Origin of the sequence: Lachnospira rogosae (ex Hitch et al. 2025) (assembly GCF_040096455.1) — a bacterium.
GTDB lineage: Bacteria > Bacillota > Clostridia > Lachnospirales > Lachnospiraceae > Lachnospira > Lachnospira rogosae.
This window is the reverse complement of record NZ_JBBMER010000001.1, coordinates 268,434-288,451: the sequence shown is the minus strand read 5'-3', so window position 1 is coordinate 288,451 and position 20,018 is coordinate 268,434. Positions and strand designations below refer to the sequence as shown.

General features: G+C 35.6%; 16 protein-coding genes and 1 pseudogene. 5 read left to right on the top strand and 12 right to left on the bottom strand.

Annotation, left to right across the window (positions count from 1 at the left end; all coding sequences use genetic code 11):
* Positions 1-50 precede the first annotated feature (50 nt).
* Positions 51-331: pseudogene (locus tag WMO14_RS01275) on the top strand (transposase); the annotation flags it as partial.
* Positions 332-348: 17 nt separating this feature from the next.
* On the opposite strand, the gene WMO14_RS01270 reads toward WMO14_RS01275, so the two are convergent.
* Positions 349-1,170: a helix-turn-helix domain-containing protein gene (locus WMO14_RS01270; protein WP_242854115.1), complete on the bottom strand. Its 822-nt coding sequence runs from the start codon at positions 1,168-1,170 to the stop codon at positions 349-351.
* A 192-nt stretch (positions 1,171-1,362) separates the two neighbouring features.
* On the opposite strand from WMO14_RS01270, the gene WMO14_RS01265 reads away from it, so the two are divergent.
* Genes WMO14_RS01265 through bilR form a run of 3 tightly spaced genes read left to right on the top strand, consistent with a single transcriptional unit; the run spans position 1,363 to position 5,483 of the window.
* Positions 1,363-2,742, top strand: a complete 1,380-nt coding sequence (locus tag WMO14_RS01265; RefSeq protein ID WP_055174632.1) for an MFS transporter — start codon at positions 1,363-1,365, stop codon at positions 2,740-2,742.
* 24 nt (positions 2,743-2,766) lie between these two features.
* Positions 2,767-3,519, top strand: coding sequence for an alpha/beta hydrolase (locus WMO14_RS01260; protein ID WP_055174630.1), 753 nt, complete (start codon positions 2,767-2,769; stop codon positions 3,517-3,519).
* A gap of 29 nt (positions 3,520-3,548) precedes the next feature.
* Entirely contained in the window at positions 3,549-5,483 is a 1,935-nt protein-coding gene (gene bilR, locus WMO14_RS01255) for a bilirubin reductase, long form (RefSeq protein ID WP_349153143.1), read from the top strand.
* Between the two features lie 218 nt (positions 5,484-5,701).
* On the opposite strand, the gene WMO14_RS01250 is transcribed toward bilR, so the two are convergent.
* From WMO14_RS01250 to WMO14_RS01220, 7 genes are all read right to left on the bottom strand, one after another.
* Positions 5,702-6,241, bottom strand: a complete 540-nt coding sequence (locus WMO14_RS01250) for a Gx transporter family protein (protein ID WP_022502174.1) — start codon at positions 6,239-6,241, stop codon at positions 5,702-5,704.
* A 111-nt stretch (positions 6,242-6,352) separates the two neighbouring features.
* On the bottom strand, positions 6,353-6,745 hold the full coding sequence (locus WMO14_RS01245; protein WP_349153142.1) for a NusG domain II-containing protein: 393 nt from the start codon (positions 6,743-6,745) through the stop codon (positions 6,353-6,355).
* Positions 6,746-6,771: 26 nt separating this feature from the next.
* Entirely contained in the window at positions 6,772-7,293 is a 522-nt protein-coding gene (locus tag WMO14_RS01240; protein ID WP_349153141.1) for a DNA-deoxyinosine glycosylase, read from the bottom strand.
* A gap of 46 nt (positions 7,294-7,339) precedes the next feature.
* The gene (locus WMO14_RS01235) at positions 7,340-8,692 is read right to left on the bottom strand and encodes an MATE family efflux transporter (protein ID WP_349153140.1); all 1,353 of its coding nucleotides are present in this window, start codon (positions 8,690-8,692) and stop codon (positions 7,340-7,342) included.
* 205 nt (positions 8,693-8,897) lie between these two features.
* A complete protein-coding gene (gene hypB / locus WMO14_RS01230; RefSeq protein ID WP_055174613.1) occupies positions 8,898-9,578 on the bottom strand; it encodes a hydrogenase nickel incorporation protein HypB in 681 nt (226 codons plus the stop codon).
* 234 nt (positions 9,579-9,812) lie between these two features.
* The gene (uidA, locus tag WMO14_RS01225) at positions 9,813-11,645 is read right to left on the bottom strand and encodes a beta-glucuronidase (protein ID WP_022502167.1); all 1,833 of its coding nucleotides are present in this window, start codon (positions 11,643-11,645) and stop codon (positions 9,813-9,815) included.
* A 114-nt stretch (positions 11,646-11,759) separates the two neighbouring features.
* Entirely contained in the window at positions 11,760-13,154 is a 1,395-nt protein-coding gene (locus WMO14_RS01220; protein ID WP_022502166.1) for an MFS transporter, read from the bottom strand.
* Positions 13,155-13,608: 454 nt separating this feature from the next.
* Between WMO14_RS01220 and WMO14_RS01215 the strand changes: the two genes are divergently transcribed.
* On the top strand, positions 13,609-14,829 hold the full coding sequence (locus WMO14_RS01215) for an AraC family transcriptional regulator (protein WP_349153139.1): 1,221 nt from the start codon (positions 13,609-13,611) through the stop codon (positions 14,827-14,829).
* 114 nt (positions 14,830-14,943) lie between these two features.
* Here the strand turns inward: WMO14_RS01215 and WMO14_RS01210 are convergent, their stop codons facing one another.
* From WMO14_RS01210 to WMO14_RS01195, 4 genes are all read right to left on the bottom strand, one after another.
* Entirely contained in the window at positions 14,944-15,606 is a 663-nt protein-coding gene (locus tag WMO14_RS01210; RefSeq protein WP_349153138.1) for a GntR family transcriptional regulator, read from the bottom strand.
* Between the two features lie 192 nt (positions 15,607-15,798).
* Positions 15,799-17,406, bottom strand: a complete 1,608-nt coding sequence (locus WMO14_RS01205; protein WP_349153137.1) for a mannitol dehydrogenase family protein — start codon at positions 17,404-17,406, stop codon at positions 15,799-15,801.
* A 58-nt stretch (positions 17,407-17,464) separates the two neighbouring features.
* Positions 17,465-18,532 carry a mannonate dehydratase gene (uxuA, locus tag WMO14_RS01200; protein WP_349153136.1) on the bottom strand — a complete coding sequence of 356 codons (1,068 nt, stop codon included), beginning with the start codon at positions 18,530-18,532 and terminating at the stop codon, positions 17,465-17,467.
* 373 nt (positions 18,533-18,905) lie between these two features.
* Complete coding sequence (locus WMO14_RS01195) at positions 18,906-20,000, bottom strand: hypothetical protein (RefSeq protein ID WP_349153135.1); 1,095 nt, start codon at positions 19,998-20,000, stop codon at positions 18,906-18,908.
* Positions 20,001-20,018: the final 18 nt, after the last annotated feature.

Here is a 20,018-nt window from a genome sequence, read left to right as displayed (position 1 = left end):
AAATAAATCCCAGGCTTCGAAAAACCTGGGATTTATAGTAAAATATTAGTATGCTATTACATAATAAATTACAAAAAGATTATACTTTAAATCAGAGTGGATATCAACTAAAACTTCCACTCGAAAACTGCAAAAGAGATATCAATTTCATATTTCTTCTAGAAGGGCATTCTGCACCTGACCATGCAACACTTGCACGATTCAGAAGCATTCATTTTGCCCCTTGTTCTAAGCGTATTCTCGCAGAAGTTTCAAGATTGAGGCAAATGCCAATAAATATACTTTCGTGTGGAAAAAAGCCGTTACAAAAAATCAGGCAAAATTTGCTTTATTCTACAAACACAATCATTACTTTTCATTCCTGTCAATCTTTAAATCTTTGTAATATTGCATTGGAGTAACACCATATTCTTTCTTAAATGCTCTAAAAAAATGATTATACCCTCCAAATCCACCAAGCTCATATACCTCATGAATACTTTTCCCCTGCTCTATATAATGGCGGCATAAATCAAGTTTGCTCTTTACAATGTATGAATGAGGTGTCTCACCTGTCAATTTTTTAAACTCTCTTACTATATGATAACGGCTTATATAAAATTCATTTTCCAAGCGCTCCAACGAGATATCTTCTGTCAAATGTTCTCTGATATAAATAAAAATATCATCCATTACAACGTGTTTTTTCTTCTTCTTCTTGATCTGTACATCATCCTGAACAGATGAGCGAAGTGCAAGTACAAGAATCATAGTTAATAGGCTTTTCTCGTATAATGAGTGGGCAAATTTAGGCGGCTCATTATTCATCGAATAGAGCTTTTTTGATATATTCTTTATAAGCATAGCCGATTCAGTCTCAGAATGAACAATCTTAACTTGATACGGAACAAAATCAAACGCTTCATCAAGTCTTGTTTCTTCATCTGACAATTTCCTTAAAAGTTCTCCACCTATATAAAGAACATAAACTTCAAGAGGATACTTATTTTTACGATATTCAAGCTTTACTTTATTACCTGGCTTAATAAATATCAAATCCTCCATAGTACATACAATATTATCGTCCTCCTGGTGCATATACCCTATCCCACCAGCTATAAATACAATTGTATAGCTCTCCTTTTGCCCAAAGCTTCGCTGGGCACTATCCAATATTTTCAAATATTCCATTTTGTAGCCTTGCTTTTTCATATGTCTATTTTGTACACTTTCCTATTATATTTTTTGTTCATTTCGTCAAAATATACAATATATCAATTTTTCGTAGTTTGCAAGCAATATTTGTATATGGATATCAGCATAACCCCAATATAATAAGATTGTAGCTACTAAAACAATATAAATGTTTGGAGGTAAATTATCATGAAAGAAACAAGACCTTTTTCCATGAAGGACAAAATTGGTTACACTCTTGGCGATTTGGGATGTTGCTGTACTGAGCAGTTCCGTGCCATGTATCTTGCTATTTTTTATACACTGGTATTAAAAGTTAATCCAGTACACGTAGGAATCCTTATGCTTGTTACAAAGTTTTGGGATGCTATAAATGACCCTTTAATTGGTGCACTTGTTGATAGCCACAAAAACAAAGGAAAAGGAAAATTTATTCCTTGGATTAAATTCTTTGCTTTTCCAACTGCAGTACTCTGTATATTAGGATTTGTTAACGTAAGCAATTTCGCTTATGGTGCACGTATTGCTTATATGTTCATTACATATATTGTTTACGAAATTATGTACACATGTGTCAACGTTCCATTTGGTAGTCTTTCAAGTGTAATGACTGATGATGTTAACCAACGTACTGACCTTTCTCGTTTCAGAAGTCTTGGCGGTACAATTTTTATGACAGTTATCGTTATTGCTGGACCATTATTCTTATATAAAGATAACCAGCCAGTACCTAGCCATTTCCTTATTATGTCAGCAATCTGTGCAGTTATTGGATTAATCTGTCTTATGTTTACATCTCATTGGTGTAAAGAGCGTATTATTACAGAACCAGTTGTTGAGAAAAAAGAAAAGTTTAACTACTTCCAGGTAATTAAAGATATTACTAAAAACAAAGCATTACTCGGAGTTATGTTATCAAGCTTTATCGGTATTGTTGGAGCAGGTATGGTTAACGGATTAAATACTTATTTATTCCGCGATTATTTTGGAAATGTTGCCATCATGGCAGTTTCAGGTATGTTAAGTGTACTCTGGTCACTTATTGCATTCGTAGGCACAAAATTTGTTGCTAAGAAATTTGGAAAGAAAGAATGGATCATGTACAGTGCAACTTTCTCAGTTGTTGTTTATGCTATTTTATTCTTCTTCCCACTTGAAAATCCTTTGCTCTTTATTATCATCAACGGAATCTGCTATCTTGGAGTAAGTGGTTTCCAAGTATTAGTTTGGGCACTTGTAAATGATGCAATTGATTATCAAGAACTTCAGACAGGAAAACGTAATGAAGGAATTGTATATTCGGCATATACATTCTTCCGTAAACTTGCTAATGCTGTATCAGGAAGTATGAGTAGTTTTGCACTTGCAATTGCTGGATTCCAGGTTAATGAAGCTGTCCAGAATGAAGCATTCTCAGGACATCTTTGGAAAACATATACAGGTTTATATGTTGTAGGATATTTATTAGCTGTTCTGGTATTAAAATTTATCTACCCTCTTACAAAAGAGAAAACAGCTGAAATGTTACAGGATTTAGCTGACAAGCGAAATGCTACTACTGCAGAATAAAATTAGAAATGGAGGTATTTTAAATTGACAAAACAAGTAGAAATCACAAACCGTGATGGACACATCTTACGCGGAATAGTTAACATTCCAGAAGATGGCACAAGATTTCCTGCTATTGTAAATGTACATGGCTTTACAGGGAATAAAAGCGGTTACAAAAGTATTTATACGCACACAGCCAGATTATTAGCTGAACATGGATTTGCCAGTGTCCGTTTTGATTTATACGGAAATGGTGAAAGTGATGGTGAATTCGAGGACATGACCTTTACAGGTATCCTACACGATATCGAGGATATTATAAACTGGACTAAAACACAAGATTTTGCCAATCCAGATAAGATTATCTTATCTGGTCAGAGTATGGGAGGATACGCAGCTGCTACTGCCGCTCCTATTGTTAATCCTTATGCTCTCATACTTATGTGTCCAGGTGCTGGAATGTGGTTTGGATGTAAGGATCGTGCTGAAGCCATGGAAGCTAAGGGGATCACCAAGGCCGATATTGAAGGACTCACTTTCCCAACATCTTTTAATCATGATTTATTTAATTATGAGCCATTCTCGTCAGCAGAAGGATACAACGGACCAGTCCTCCTTATAAGAGGAACTGCAGATGATTTGGTAGATGATGCAACATGCCATAGATATGAGTCACTTTACAATGGAAAATGCAATTATAAAACAATTGAAGGCGCTAACCACAATTTTGCCAGTGCTTTTGCAAGAGCAGAATTAGACAAATTAATGTTAGAGTTTTTAACACCACTTAAATAGTATATTCAATTTGAAAGGAAGTATGAACAATGAAATTATTAGAGCCTATAAAAGTTGGAAATATTGAGTTTAAAAACCGTATTATGTTCCCACCACTTACAACAGGATATGAGGAAAAAGATGGTTCAATTGGAGAACAAAGTTTTCGTTTTTACGAGCGTCTCGCAAAAGGCGGTGTCGGATATATAGTAATTGGAGATGTTGCACCACTTCCAACATTCTCTCCTACACCAAAGCTTTATTCACCTGAGCAGGTTCAAAGCTTCAAAAGACTTGCTGACGCATGTCATGAAAATGGCGCAAAACTTGGAATTCAGTTATTCCATCCTGACTACAATGTTAAAGCTTTAAACGATTTGTTTCATCAGGGCAAAATGCAGGAAGCAAGAGCTAAACTTCACCATGATATGCAGCACTTTGTAAATGAAGTTACTGCAGAAGAGCTTGATGAAATAATAAAGCATATGGAAAACTGTGCTATCTTAGCACACGAAGCTGGTGTTGATTGTATTGAAGTACATGGAGACCGTCTTGTTGGTTCTCTTTGCTCTCCTATTTTAAATCATAGAACTGATGAATATGGCGGTGACCTGGCTAATCGTACACGTTTTGCATTAACACTCGTAAAAAGATTAAAAACAATCGTACCTGACATGGTTATCGACTACAAGCTTCCTATAGTTACTCCTCTTGGAGAAAATAGTTTTAGAGGAAAAGGTGGTCTTCCACTTGATGAAGCTTGCATTTTTGCTAAAGAATTAGAAGCTTGCGGTGTTGACACATTACATGTTGCACAGGCTAACCATACTGGAAATATGGGTGATACAATCCCTGCCATGGGAACACAGCCATACGGATTTATGGTTTCTTATTCTAAAAAAATCAAAGAGTTTGTATCTATTCCTGTATCTGTAGTAGGCCGTATCGTTACACCAGAAGCTGCTGAAGCAGTTATTACAAATGGTTCTGCTGATATTATTGGATTAGGTCGTTCTCTTCTCACAGACCCTGACTTTGCAAACAAATGTGCAGATGGACATTGCTGTAATGTCAGAACATGTATGATGTGTAATAAAGGATGTACAGATAATATTCAGAATCGTGCTTTCTTAAGTTGTGTACTTAATGCTGAAAATGGTTACGAAGGATCTCGTCAGATTACTCCTGCAGCATCAACAAAGAATATAGCAATTATTGGTGCTGGTATTGCTGGACTTGAAGCTGCACGTGTTTCCGCATTAAGAGGACATCATGTAACTATATTTGAGAAATCACTTCAGATTGGTGGTCAGTTACTTATTGCTAGTGTACCTCCAAGAAAAGAAGAAATGATGAGAAGCATTAATTATTATACAAATGTACTTCCTGAATTGGATGTAACATTCAGGCTTGGTCAGGAATTCACATCCCAAGATTATAATTCATTCGATGAAGTAATTGTGGCAACAGGAGCAAACAATGCAATAATCCCTGTTCCTGGCAAAGATCTTCCAACTGTAGCAAGTGCATGGGATGTACTTGCCAAGAAAGAAATCGTATTCGGTAATGTTTCTGTAATCGGTGGTGGTCTTGTAGGTGTTGAAACCGCTGAATATCTGGCTTCACGCGGATGTAAGGTTACAATTATTGAAATGATGGATCAGATTGCAAAAGAAGAAAGTAACACTATTTTACCTACTTTAATGAGGGAATTAGAGCATTATAATGTTCAAATAGTAACATCTGCAAAATTATCAGAAATTAAAGATGATTCTGTAGTTGTTGAAAAAACAATAGACGACAATACATCAACAGAAGAAATTGCTTCAGACTTTGTTGTAATGGCTGTTGGTGCAAGAAAGAACCTTCCAGAGCTTTCTGATTGTCCTCTTCCACTTCACTATATTGGTGATTGTGCTGGAGAACGTCCAAGTAATATTGAACATGCTATTAAATCAGCATATGATGTAGCATGTGAAATATAAATTATTAATTACCCTATTACCACAAAGGGGCTGTCGCACTAAGAAATTAGTGCGATGCCCCTTCTTTTTAAAAAGTGCCTGAATTTAGAAATATCAAAATAAAAATCTTTAAAACCCGTATAGGTTTATTAAAGTACGCCAATTTTTGGAACATCCCATTCATTTTAATAAATAGTAACTTAAAAATCGTATTTTTATAGGAAAAAGAGGCTGGTACCTTAACGATTTTCAATCGTTAAAGCGACAGCCCCTTTTTTTACATATTTAACTACTATTCCTGACACAATTCCTATAATAATACCTGTTATTACACCAGCTATTATAAGCACTGGCAGATAATATATTATAGCACTGCTTCCCATTATAAATATTGCCGCGATTATCTGTCCGACATTATGCATAATTGCTCCACTTACACTCACACCGATATACGAAAAACTGTCTATTTTTTTTAGAACAATCATTGTTACCATACTAAGCACTGCTCCCGCAATACTAAACAAAAAGCTGTTAAGATTACCAAAAAGCATTGCAGTCAGTGATATTCTTAAAATATTAATTATAACCGCTTCCTTAATTCCCAATGTATAAAGAATTGTGATAACTGCTATATTGGCAACTCCAAGCTTAATTCCAGGAACTGGTATTGGAACTGGTATAATACTCTCAATATAGCTGAATATCATAGCCAGTGCCGTAAGCACCCCGCACATAGCAATGTTATATGTGCTGTTGTTCTTTTTATGTTCTTTTGTCATATTCTTTAATGTATTTACTCCTTCAACTATTATATAATAATTTTCTTTTCATCCTATTCTGCATTTACAAACACACTATTGCACTTTTTTCCAACTGCCTTACTTATATTACTATCTTACTATTGAATCGACCCCGCTATCATCAGCCGCTGCTCCTATAATCTCTACAACCACACGGTGTGGAAGACAGACTATTGTTTCACCTGTCTTGCTTATCCTTCCTGTCTTAACACATAACTTGTCAGGGCAATCAGCATCTGTCATTGTCACACCACCATTTTCTATTGTGACAATATTGCTTCCACCCTGATATCCTTCTATAGTCAGTGTTTCATTCTGATTGACAGATATTGTCTTTATGACCTGTCCGTCAACCTTTATCTGCACAAATGCACCATCTTTCTTAACAAAATGATTAATCACAACAAATGCAATAACTGCTATGATTACAAATGCTGCAATTAATATTATATCTTTTTTATATTTATGATTATTATTATCCAAATATCTGTCCTTACTTTCCATATTACTTATATATTTATTGTTCCACTCCATATTCCAATGAGCCTGTCCAATGAATACGCAGCATTTGCAGGGCTTGTGGACGGAAGAACCTCTGCTTCAATACCAAGTACTTTCTGCTGGTACTTTTTGTAATAATTACCTGAAGCTGCACCATTACAGTATACACGCTCAATCCGGGAATTGCTTATAATCTGTCCTAAATCCGTTGGTACGACATTTTTAATGCTGCTGTCACTTGAACCGATTATATCGCAGCTATATAAAGTATCCCATAAAGCTATATGATTATTATGCAGCATCTGCTTCTTATCCTCTATCGTAACTGGAACTTCAATATTCTTATCATTCATTCCACTGTTATTAATGACTGCCGTTATAACCTTCCAGAACCTGTTGCCCGGATGTCCATAGAAGAACATCTGCTCTCTTGATTTAACAGATGGCAGACTTCCAAGAATAAGTATCTTAGAGTTATTGTCATAAAGCGGAGGAAATGGATGAATAATATGCTCATACTGTGACTTCATTAGTTGTTATCTCCTGATATATTTATAATATTTTCTATTTATACTGTCAGCTATTATCCTCTACCAGCAGTTTCTTAAATTTAACCATAAATACACTTGTGGTAACCACTGCCGCTATAATATCACTTACTGGCTCTGCAAGAAATACTGCAAACACCTTATTGCTTATAAATAACGGAAGTATGAATATAAGTGGTATAAGCAGTATCAGCTTTCTAAGGCAAGCCATAATAAGGCTGACCTTTGCCTGTCCCAGTGCCATAAAACTCTGCTGACAGCATCTCTGAAAGCCCAGTGAAAACATTCCTGCCATATATACCCTTAACGTCCACACTGTATACTGCTTAAGTTCTGCATTGTTTGTAAACATTCCGGCAAATACCTGAGGCACAAGCATCATAACTGCCCAGCTTGCAATTGTAAATATAATACATACCTTAAACTGTGTAAAAAATGCCCTCTTAACCCTGTCATAGTTCTTGGCACCGTAATTATAACTCATAATAGGCTGTCCACCCTGACATATTCCCTGCAATGGCATAAGAACAAGCTGGTTAGTGCTTGTTATAATTGTCATAGCACCAACCGCCAGATCACCGCCATAACGTGACAGACTTGATGTAAAGCTTACAGATAATATGCTCTCTGTTGAAAGCATTACAAAGCTTGATATTCCAAGTGCAAGGCATGGCATTATTATAGTGCTTTTAAGCTTCAGATTACATTTTCTAAGTCTTAAAATGGTCTTATCTCCTGTAAGAAAATGCAGTATCCATACTGCACCAACTGCCTGACTAAGCACTGTTGCAAGTGCTGCTCCCTGAACGCCCATATTGAATACAAATATAAATACCGGGTCTAATATAATATTAATAACTGCCCCGATAACTGTTGTCAGCATACTAATCTTGGCAAAACCCTGCGTTGTAATAAACAAATTCATTCCTAACACAATAAGCACAAATATGCTTCCAAGCACATATATCCTTGCATATGAAAGAGCATATGGCATTGTAACACTGCTTGCACCTAACCATTTAAGAAGCACTGGCAATGTCCCATAAAATCCTGCTGTAAGCACGACTGCACATATCACTAAAAATGTAAAACAGTTCCCGACAATTTTCTCTGCCGTAGCATTATCTTTCTTACCCATATAAATAGCAGCCCTTGGTGCTCCACCCGAACCGGCAAGCATTGCAAATGCATTAAGAAGCATAAGAACCGGCGTAAATAAACCAACACCTGTAAATGCATCTGCACCTATCTGTGGTATATGTCCTATATATATCCTGTCAACTATATTATAGAGCAAATTCACTACCTGAGCTACAACCGCTGGAATTGCAAGCTTTGCCATAAGCTTAGGTATACTGCCCTCACCTAAATTATTAATCATATTATTCTTCCTCAAACCATCTTATTTCTTATCTCTTCAACCATAGTCTCATTGGTCATACCAAGCTCTTTAAGAAGCTCTGCTGGATTATAACGGTCATAGAATTTCACTTCAGGATATTCCTGTGTAATTTCTATGCTGAAGCCGTTGCTGGTATGTTTATCGACCTGTTCCAAAATCCGGATAAAGCTAACTATGCCAGAACTTATGAATATTTCTCAGTTAACTTTTTACGTTCATCTGCAAGCCATGTTACAAACTGTTCCATACCTTCACCTGTCTTTGCACTTATTGGCATAATTATAGCATTTGGATTAAGTTCTTTAACATGATTAGTAAACTTCTGCATATCAAAATCAAATGCTTTCAGAGTATCTATCTTATTAACAAGTACAACATTACATACTGAGAACATAAGCGGATACTTAAGCGGCTTATCATCACCCTCAGGAACTGACAGTATCATAACATTACGGTGTGCCCCTGTATCGAACTCAGCAGGGCACACAAGATTACCTATATTTTCAAGAAATAGTATATCAAGGTCATCTACACCATACTCGCTTATTGCATCTGCCGTCATCTTGGCATCTATATGACACAAACCTCCGTTATGTATCTGCATTGTCTTTACACCAGTTGACTCTGCTACTCTTCTTGCATCTATATCAGACTCAATATCAACGTCCATCTCACCTATGCGGTAATCATCTTTAAGCATATTGATAAGTCTTGACAGCATAGTAGTCTTACCACTTCCCGGTGATGACATAATATTAACGAAAAACACCTTCTTATCATTTAACATACGGCGTGTCATATCCGCCTGATTATCATTCTTAGAATACACACTTTCATTTAATTTAATAACTCTGACTTCTGCCATCTTAATCTCCATTTCCAAACTACTATTTAATATAGTTATAGTCTAATAGTTTTTCACTATCTTTGTCAATATCAGTCTCTTTCATTAACTACATTTCATATAATTGTTTTTGATGTATAGAAAGAGGCGCCGCACTAATTTCTTAATGCGACACCCCTTTTTATTGTTACTATAAAATTGAGAAAGTTTTAATGTGAATCACTTATTATATTTACCTGATTGTTTATTTGTATATTACTTCTTATATCCAAATTCTGGAATATTGCTCCATCTGTTACGGAAGTAATGAGCTACCATCTTAGGCTTTCTATCCCTTGTGAATAAGCCTTTCTTGTTACCCTGTACTCTGAGTAAGCTCTGGCTTGTAGCAAAATCTGCAAAGTTCCATGCCTGCTCACCAACTACGAATTCGAATTCATCAAATACCTTATTGTTCATCTCATAATACTCAACCTGATATTCCTCTGTATACATAACAGATGTTGTATCGTGAAGTCCGCTGACAGTATCTGCACCATATTCTGTAAACATTACTGGCTTTCCAAGCTTGCCCCAGTCTGAAAGTTCCTTGCGAAGTCCTTTTTCAGAGATTTCAAGGTCTGGTCCACCAAAATACCAGCCATAATAACGGTTAAGGCATATAACATCGCTTAATTTAGAAGAACAATCAGTATCAGCAGTTGTTCCCTGAACACTTACTAATGTGCAAGGACGTTTCTGTGGATCGATTTCCTTTGCAAGGTCAAACAATGGTTTAAAGTAATCATATGCTCCCTCTGCTGCTGAGTCAGGCTCATTGGCAATACTCCACATAACAACACAGGCATGGTTCTTATCTCTTGAAATAAGGTCTCTTACAACATCCTTATGATGCTCCTGTGTCTGAACTCCGTGTTCTTTATCAAATGTACCGATTCTTTCTCCGCCAAAGTTAGCACCGCCACCAAACTGAAGGTTAACACCTACTGCTGTTGTTTCATCAATAACAACGATACCTTCCTCGTCACATAATCTCATCATCTCTTCACTGTATGGATAATGGCTTGTTCTGAAGCTGTTAGCATGCTGCCACTTCATAATAGATATATCCTTTGTGTTCATAGGAAGATTAATTCCTCGTCCATTAGGGAATGTATCCTCATGCTTTCCATAGCCCTTAAAGTAAAATGGTTTTTCATTAATAAGGAACTTAACTCCATCTACTCTTACGCTTCTTACACCATATGGAAGAGTATATACATCTTCTCCTGCTGTAACCTTTATCTGGTAAAGATAAGAATTTAATGGCTGCCATAGCTTTACATTCTCAAGCTCAAGCTTTCCCTGTGTTCCTGCTGCCTCTGCAACCTTGTTACCCTCAGCATCAAACACCTCAACCTTACAAGCCGTGCTATCCTTATCCACACCCTCAATATCAACAGCATAGTTAAGTACTGCTGATGGTGTTTCCTTTCCAAAGTCAATATCTGATGTTACTGTAATATCATTGATATAAGTTTTAGGTGTTGTGTATATCTTAACTGGTCTTGTGATACCGCAGTAGTTAAAGAAGTCAAAGTTAGGATTATTCTGAGGCTTTTCAGATGCTCCTGCACCCATTCCGCCCATCAGACCGCTCATCATGTTAGCCTTTCCACCAACTGGAAGAGTTGTGTAATCTATAACATTATTGACTGCGATTGTAAGAAGATTATCACCATCCTCTAATACATCATTTAACTCAACTTCAAATGGAAGGAAGCCACCCTTATGCTCACATATTAAATTACCATTAAGATAAATCTTTGCATAATGTGTTACTGCTGCACATCTTAATACAATTCTCTGGCTCTTTACATATGATGGAACTGAAATGTTTCTCTGATAGAATACCCATCCGTAATGATCCCTGAAATCAGCTCCTTCCTTTAAATCGTTGTATGAAGCTGGAACTGGCATAGTATCTGCATCCTTTAATGGTGCTTCATACCATTTCTCATCAAAGCCATTGCCATTGTCTAACTTAAAATCCCATACTCCACTTAAGTCACTTAATAATCTTGATTCTGTTAAAATTGGATATAACATAATTGATTCCTCCTGTAATTTTAAAATTTTGTATAATAATTTGTATAATAATTTTATTTTTCAGATGATGCCGGGGTCAGATGCCCCGACTTTATACCTACATATTGTTTTGCACTACGCATTTTCATTTCTCTTAATTCTAAGCTTTTCTGCATTCTCTTCAACTCTCTTCTTATTAAGAGGATATAAGAACCATAAAGCAAGTAAAAGTAATATCATTCCTCCCGCTGGTACAAGGCAGGTAATATTATATATTCCATCTACTACCTTTGGATCAAAGGCTGTTACTGAAGTATATCCTATTATTGAAAGAAGCACTCCTGATAAACCTGATGAACAAGCCTGTCCAAGCTTTCTTGCAAATGAATATACTGAATAAATTGTTCCATCCTGACGGACTCCAGTCTGAACCTCTGACTCATCAATTACATCTGTAATCATAGCCCATATAACCATATTGAACATTGAAGTTCCTATTGTAGCTACGATTATTAATCCTACCCATACCAATACATTGTGTGTATGAATTATGAATAATAGTATGAAGGAAGCTGCACTTATAAAGCATCCTATCATTGATAATTCTTTTTTACCTATCTTTGAAGCAAGCTTTACTATAAATGTTGAAAGTGCAAGTATAACAACTGTTCCTGCAAGACTTGCTATAGACATAGCCTTTATATTACCAAAGTAATTAGGATATACATAAGCATTCATGTTACTTAATGATAACTGTGCAAGTAAGAATACTAATGCACATACTATAATTCCTATTAATGACTTATTATGAACAAGCTGCTTAATAAGTTCCTTAAATGAGAACTTCTGTGTATTCTGTTCTACCTTAACTCTTTCTGTTGTCATATGATAGCAGAGCATATAACATATAACTGCGCCTATTGAACAGATTAATGCTCCAATCATCATCTTTTCACCAGATAATACTGAATTACCGGCTGCATCTGTATAATATACTACAAGTGGTAATATAACACCTATAGCTGTCTGTGCAAGTGTTGCACCAATTGTTCTCCAGTTAGAAAGTGATGTTCTGTCTGTTGGGTTATCTGAAATTGCAGATGCCATTGAACCATAAGGAATATTAACTCCTGTGTAACATACGCTTCCCCAGAGGAGATATGTGAAGAACATCCAGAATATCTTAAATCCCATTGGCATTCCCTTAAAATATGTTGCATACATCAGAAATGAAGCTACAGCAACCGGACCACACATACGTCTTATCCAAGGAGCGAACTTACCTTTCTTACCAGGTCTGCTTCTGTCTACTATCTGTCCCATTGTTACATCTGTTATGGCATCGACGAATCTTGCTGCCATCATCATAAGTCCTACAAGTGCTGCTGAAACTCCCATAACATCTGTATAGAACTTAAGTAAAAACATTGCTGATAACAAAAATGTAAAATCATTACCAAAATCGCCAAACATATAGCCCAGCTTATCTTTTATACCGAAAGGCTTTACCTTTCCATTAGTTTCTTTCATTGTATATCCTCCATTCTTATGCGAAATATATTTTGTATTCATCATTAATTGTTAAATAGTTTCTTTAAAGACGTCCTTAAATATTGTTCTGCATTTCGTTGTGCTGTTGTTTTCTATGGTTTTATAATACCCTTTTTAATTATTAACAGTTATTACTAAATTTAGTCTTTATAGTATAATTTTTACCTGTACAATTTTCACACTAAAAATTATACTATTGTATAATTAAATTGTACTAACATGTCAGTTGTGCTCATATTAACATGTTAGTGATTACATTTGAGACATGCTAGTTTTAAAGTTTATAATTGTTACAGATATAAATTTTTGTTTTATGCACATATCATAATTTTAAAAATTATTTTAAAAATAATAATTAATAGATAATATTTTATACAACTTATGCTATAATATGTAAATATAATGTAAAAATATAGCTTTGGGGGGAATATATATGGAATACAAAATATATTTAGATTATACAATCGAACTTTTATCGCAAATAAAAATTCCATCCTATATTATTGACGCTCCTTACACATGGGATAATCAAATTGATGGTGGACTTAGAAATAACATTTTCACCCAGAATACTTATATGAATAATCAAGAAAACTTCAGCCAGTTCATCAGCTCCTATAACAGGGATAATACTGCATTATTTATACATGACAGCTTTTCATGTGAATATATACATATTAAGCTTCCGGACAGCACAAGAATATTCATAGCAGGTCCATTCTCATATGAACGATTCACTAACCAGAGAATACTTGACTTATGTTCTTACAATTCAGTTCCTGTGCAGTATAATGAGTTTATGCAGCTGTACTACTCTGCTCTTCCAGTATTTGCTGATGAACGATGTATTACAGCTATTATAAGCTGTCTTTGCAGCAGGCTTTGGGGTAATAATTATACTATTGAAAAAAAACATATACTTAATAAGAATTTAACCCAGTATATGTATAAAGAAGAAGCACCTGAGCCTACAAAAAAATCTGTCGAAGCTCTGGAAACCCGCTATAAAAATGAAGCATTTCTTATGGAATGTATAGCACATGGAGATTATAAGTCTATTGAAAATATGGAGCGTCTTAACTCTTCTGATATAAAGCCACGCTTATCTGACTCTATACGTGACAGAAAGAACTTTATGATTATATTAAATACAATCTGCCGTAAAGCTGCACAGACTGCATATATACATCCGGTACATCTTGATGAAATATCGCGCAAATTTGCAATTAAAATTGAAGACTGCACATCAATCGCACAGCTTGAAGTATTAGAAAATGAAATAACAAGAAAATACTGTCTTCTTGTCCAGTCACACTCATTACGGACATATAGCAAGCCTATACAGAATATAATCAACTATATATCCTTCAATCTCACAGCTGATTTAAGCCTTAACGCTTTATCAGAAGAGTTTATGTTAAACAGTAGTTATTTATCAACGCTCTTTAAAAAAGAAACCGGAGTGACTCTTACGAACTTCGTCAACAATAAAAGAATAGAGCATGCAATATATCTGCTCAACACAACACAGTCTGCTATTCAGGATATTGCCGCACAATGTGGCATTAACGATGTGAACTACTTTACCAAGCTTTTTAAAAAGCTTAAAAATATGACTCCTACGCAATACCGCGAAATGATACAACACAAATAAGCTATAAATTAAAAAAGGCTGACGTAATGATAGTATATTACGTCAGTCATTTTTATCTTTTTAATATAATAATACAAAAATATGCGGATATAAGGGGAATTTCTTTCATCTACTTCAATTTTTTTCAAAATATTCCGGATATATTCCCTTAAGCTTATCAAGTTCATTAAATATTCTGCTTATATGTGCTTTTATAACGCGAAGATACATTCTCTTATCTTTATTCCTTATCGCATCAATAAGCATATTATGCTCATCATTAGTCTTTACGCTTATGTTTTTATTTAACTCTGCAAGATATCTAATTCTGTTGTAATGGCTCATCTGTGTCTTTATTATATTCTTCGCAAGCTGTTCGCCGGAACATTCATATATTAATTGATGAAATTCATTATCTATCTCTATTCTTGGAATACTTTCTGTTTCTTCGTCATAATTAATAAGTCGATTATTAAGCCCTGCCATCTTATCAAGCATATCAGCACTTGCATTTTTAAAAATTGCATCAACCATCCCAATCTCAAGACTCTTTCTGACAAACCATTCCTGCTCTGAACGCTTACAATTAATACAGGCTACATACGTTCCAGACTGAGGTATAACCTTTAAAAGTCCTTCTTTCTCAAGATTAACTATTGCCTCTCTTGCAGGTGTCCTTGATACATTATATCTTAATGCAATCTTCTGGGCACTTATAGAATCTCCTGGCAAAACTTCAAAATTCATTATATCGTATTTTAATTTTTCATATGTTTCTTCATTTAATGATTTTTCCATAAAATTACAGCCTTTCTATATATAACAGCAATCTGCCATTAATATAAAAATATAAAACAATTAATAAAATAAACAGCAAAAGCCGTCCAGAACCAATATCCTGCATAATCTCTACAGCTCTGAACGGCACAATATGTTTATATTATATATAAGATAAGCATGTCAAACGTATATTATAACATCTGCATCACATTAAAGGTATTTCTTAAGCGTTTCTCTTATAGCACCTTTTCCTGATATTTCTTCGACAAACATTTCTTCAATCTTATCACCAATTCCTGCTTCATATAAATTTATACCAAATATATTAGCATTTGACAATAAGTTCTTAAGCTGACCCGTGTAAGATGATGACTCACCCCATACGATACCATCCAGCTGACATTTCAATTCATCAGCCATAGGGTCTGGGGATAATTCAAAAGCTTCACCATTATCATCAATGCCAAGAAGATACCTGCACCAGCCTGCAATCGCAAGCGGAATGGCAGTTAGTGCTCTGGCACTTCCATCCTTGGCAACATATGACTTTATAGTTTCACCATATCTTATGCCAACCTTCTGAGATGTATCTGTTGCAATTCTTTGAGGTGTATCAGGCATAAATGGATTAGGTATACGCACATTTATAACTTCATCTGCAAACTTCTCTGGGGCTATAATACCAGGATTAGTAACAACAGGCATACCCTCAACAAGCCCTATTCTTTTTACAAGCTCTGAAAGTTCCTTATCCTTCATCTCATCAGCTATAAGGTCATAGCCTAATACGCAGCCATATACTGCAAGTGCTGTATGCAATGGATTAAGACAGGTTGTAACCTTCATTCTCTCCACCTTGTTAACTGTATCCCTGTCCGTCATATATACTCCTGCCTTTTCAAGCTGTGGTCTTCCATTCGGAAATCTATCCTCTATAACAAGATACTGTGGTCCTTCTGCATTAACAAATGGAGCTATATAAGTTCTCTTTGATGTAATAACAGGGTCCATATCTTCAACCCCGGCTTCTTTTAACGACTCAGCCACAGTATCTGCTGGTCTTGGAGTAATCTTATCTATCATAGACCATGGGAAAGATATTGTATTTTCATCATTGACATATTGTACAAAATCTTCGCTAACAAAACCTTTTTTCTGCCATTCGCCTACCATATCTGTTATTGAATTTCTTAACTTTTCACCATTATGTGAGCAGTTATCCATAGACACAACTGCTAAAGGTGCCTTACATGTATTAAATCTTTCATATAAAAGTGCTGACACAACTGCCATAGCTGATGATGCCTTATCAGGACCATTATCTATATCACTTCTGATAAATGGAAAATACTCTCCCTTTGCATCTCGAAGTGCATATCCTTTTTCTGTTATTGTAAATGAAACCATCTGAAGCTGTGGACTTGCAAATATTTTCTTCAATCTTGACCACTCAGCATCTACTGATGACTGTGCCTTAACAGCCTCTGTAAGTGAACCTAATACTTTCTTATCAGTGCTTCCATCTTCCTTTAATGTAACTGCCATAACAAGATTGTCGAATGGCTTGTATATCTTATCAACTACATCATAATCAAATGTTTCAACACATGTAATTCCTTTATCTGACAATCCCTGCTCTAATAATGAGTCTGCTATTCCACCTATAAATATTCTGAAAATGTTGCCTATTCCGAAATGAACCCATACAGGTGCTTCCTTTGTAGCTGTTGCAACTTTTTCAACATCATATGATGGAAGCTTTATTCCAGCCTTCTCCCATGCTTCTTTATCTTTAATACCTTGTATTGAAAGTTTCATGCTAATCCTCCATTCCTATATACATATTCATATATAAAACCATATTCCCATACAAAATTTATTTGGCTGACTTATCTATAGCCTCCCACAGACCATTAAGATATGTGGCACCTAATGCTCTGTCATAAAGACCATATCCTGGCATAGCAACCTCATCCCATATCATTCTTCCGTGGTCTGGTCTTATGACTCCGTCAAAGCCTGTATCATATAAAGTCTTCATAATCTTATACATATCTATAGATCCATCAGATGATAAATGTGCTGCCTCTTCAAAATCTCTTGGAGAGTTGTACTTAAGATTTCTTACATGTGCAAATGGAATTCTGCCTCTGCAGGCCTTAATAATCTCACATAAATCATTGTTCTGGTTAGAACCAAATGAACCTGTACACAACGTAATTCCATTATAAGGCTTATCAACAGCATCAAGAAGTCTTGTAACTGAGTCCTTACCTGTCATAATTCTTGGCAATCCGAATATTGGCCATGCTGGGTCATCTGGATGAATACCCATCTTTATATCATATTTTTCACATACAGGTCCGATTGCTTCAAGGAAATATACAAGATTATTAAACAGCTTTTCTGCATCCACATCACTATACATTTCAAAAAGTTCTTTTAATCTGTCAAGTCTTTCCGGCTCCCATCCCGGCATAACAAAACCATTAGACATCTTCTCAACTGACTCTTTCATATGTTCAGGATCAATCATATCTACAGTATCCTGATTATAAGCAAGAACTGTTGAACCATCTTTCCTTACTCTTGCAAGCTCAGAACGTGTCCAGTCAAACACTGGCATAAAGTTGTAACATACCATATGGATGTCAGCTTCGCCAAGAGCCTGTAATGTCTTAATATAATTATCAATATGTTCATCTCTCTTAGCTGTACCTATCTTAATATCATCTGATACATTAACAGACTCAATACCAGCTATTCCAAGACCAGCATCACATACTACCTTCTTAAGCTCAGCTATCTCCTCAGGCAGCCATAACTCTCCCGCCTGCTTTCCAAATAGTGTTGTAATAACATTCTTAACTCCAGGTATCTGTCTTATCTGTTTAAGTGTTACACTGTCATAACCTGGTCCATACCATCTTAATGTCATATCCATAATGCTAAATCCTCCTTAAATTAAAATATAATCAAAAAATCACTTTATTATAGATGTACTTCGTATTATTAATTAATTCGTACACCAATTATCTATAAATATTATGCTGCATAATTACTTTGATGTCATCATACTAACATGTTAGTGCTGACATGTCAATCAATTTTTTTAATTTATTTTATATTCTTATATTCTCACTCATATACTATACCTTATAATATAAAAAAGACGTGTGAAAAATTTCTATTTTTCACACGCCATTAAAACTATATTATTATAAACACCTGAATATACTGCCTCTGAATATATTCTGCCAATCATAATATTCTGTTTGATATTATTTGTCAGCTTTTCTTTCTGTTATTTTTTATTATTATCCGTTAGTTCTCCTTTTCTTACTGCTAATAGCCATACATACTGTCATTCCTCCAACAGATAACATAAGAAGCCATACAAATATACTGTTATTGTCAGCTGTATCCGGGGTTTCTTTCACTTCTGCAGCGGTATCATTAGCACCAGCACTGCCTGAGCCTGCTCCTGTATCATTCGAACCTGCATCACCTGAGCCTGCTCCTGTATCATTCGAACCTGCATCACCTGAGCCTGCTCCTGTACCATTGTCAACCACATCACCTGAGCCTGCTCCATTTGAATTATCATTATCAGATACCTTCGCAATTACTGTATCTGCTTTCTTTATCTCGACATAGCCATTGTCTTCTACATAATATCTGTCACAATCTTCACAATGCCAGTATTCAATATTACCTTCTTCTGCCTTAGTTGCCGCCTTTGCTTCTACTAACTTTAAGCCTTTATGCACACCAAGATTATATGTTCCATATTCCTCATTACAGATTATACACTGTGCTTTCTGTATACAAGTTGCCTCTCCACCTGTATGATGGCAGTGATAAGCACATATCTTGCATACTCCTGCCTCCCAGATATGTTCCTCACTTGCTGATACCTCTAAGCCACAACAATCATAGGCTTTCTTGTGTGTATCTTCGGTCTGCACCCACTCTGGATTTCCTGTATGCTTTGAAGGCTCTTTATCTGTGTATTCCATACCACAGTTTTCACATATTGCACCACTTGTACAATTAGCTTCCCCTCCTGTATGTACACATTTATAATCACAGATTTCGCATACACCGTCTTTCCACTTATGATTTTCTTTAACTAATGTTACTTTACCACAGCAGGTATATTTCTTCTCGTGTGTTGTTGATGTCTTAATATATTCCTCCGTTCCAGTATGATTATTGGCATCTACTTTTCCATAAGGAAGCTTACAAATAGCACAGACTGCTTTTTCTGTACAGGTTGCCTCTCCACCTGTATGTTCACAGCCATATCCACATACACTGCAATGTCCATTTTCCCACTTATGACTTTCAACAGCTTCATATTCAGCACCACAACATTCATATTTCTTCTGGTGTGTACCCTCCGTCTGCACCCATTCAACACTTCCACT

Coding starts and splice junctions, on each gene's coding strand:
- uxuA (WP_349153136.1), bottom strand. CDS start 18,532: ATGGATATGACATTAAGATGGTATGGACCAGGTTATGACAGTGTAACA.
- WMO14_RS01215 (WP_349153139.1), top strand. CDS start 13,609: ATGGAATACAAAATATATTTAGATTATACAATCGAACTTTTATCGCAA.
- WMO14_RS01250 (WP_022502174.1), bottom strand. CDS start 6,241: ATGACAAAAGAACATAAAAAGAACAACAGCACATATAACATTGCTATG.
- WMO14_RS01205 (WP_349153137.1), bottom strand. CDS start 17,406: ATGAAACTTTCAATACAAGGTATTAAAGATAAAGAAGCATGGGAGAAG.
- uidA (WP_022502167.1), bottom strand. CDS start 11,645: ATGTTATATCCAATTTTAACAGAATCAAGATTATTAAGTGACTTAAGT.
- WMO14_RS01220 (WP_022502166.1), bottom strand. CDS start 13,154: ATGAAAGAAACTAATGGAAAGGTAAAGCCTTTCGGTATAAAAGATAAG.
- hypB (WP_055174613.1), bottom strand. CDS start 9,578: ATGGCAGAAGTCAGAGTTATTAAATTAAATGAAAGTGTGTATTCTAAG.
- WMO14_RS01240 (WP_349153141.1), bottom strand. CDS start 7,293: ATGAAGTCACAGTATGAGCATATTATTCATCCATTTCCTCCGCTTTAT.
- WMO14_RS01265 (WP_055174632.1), top strand. CDS start 1,363: ATGAAAGAAACAAGACCTTTTTCCATGAAGGACAAAATTGGTTACACT.
- WMO14_RS01270 (WP_242854115.1), bottom strand. CDS start 1,170: ATGGAATATTTGAAAATATTGGATAGTGCCCAGCGAAGCTTTGGGCAA.
- WMO14_RS01235 (WP_349153140.1), bottom strand. CDS start 8,692: ATGATTAATAATTTAGGTGAGGGCAGTATACCTAAGCTTATGGCAAAG.
- WMO14_RS01210 (WP_349153138.1), bottom strand. CDS start 15,606: ATGGAAAAATCATTAAATGAAGAAACATATGAAAAATTAAAATACGAT.
- bilR (WP_349153143.1), top strand. CDS start 3,549: ATGAAATTATTAGAGCCTATAAAAGTTGGAAATATTGAGTTTAAAAAC.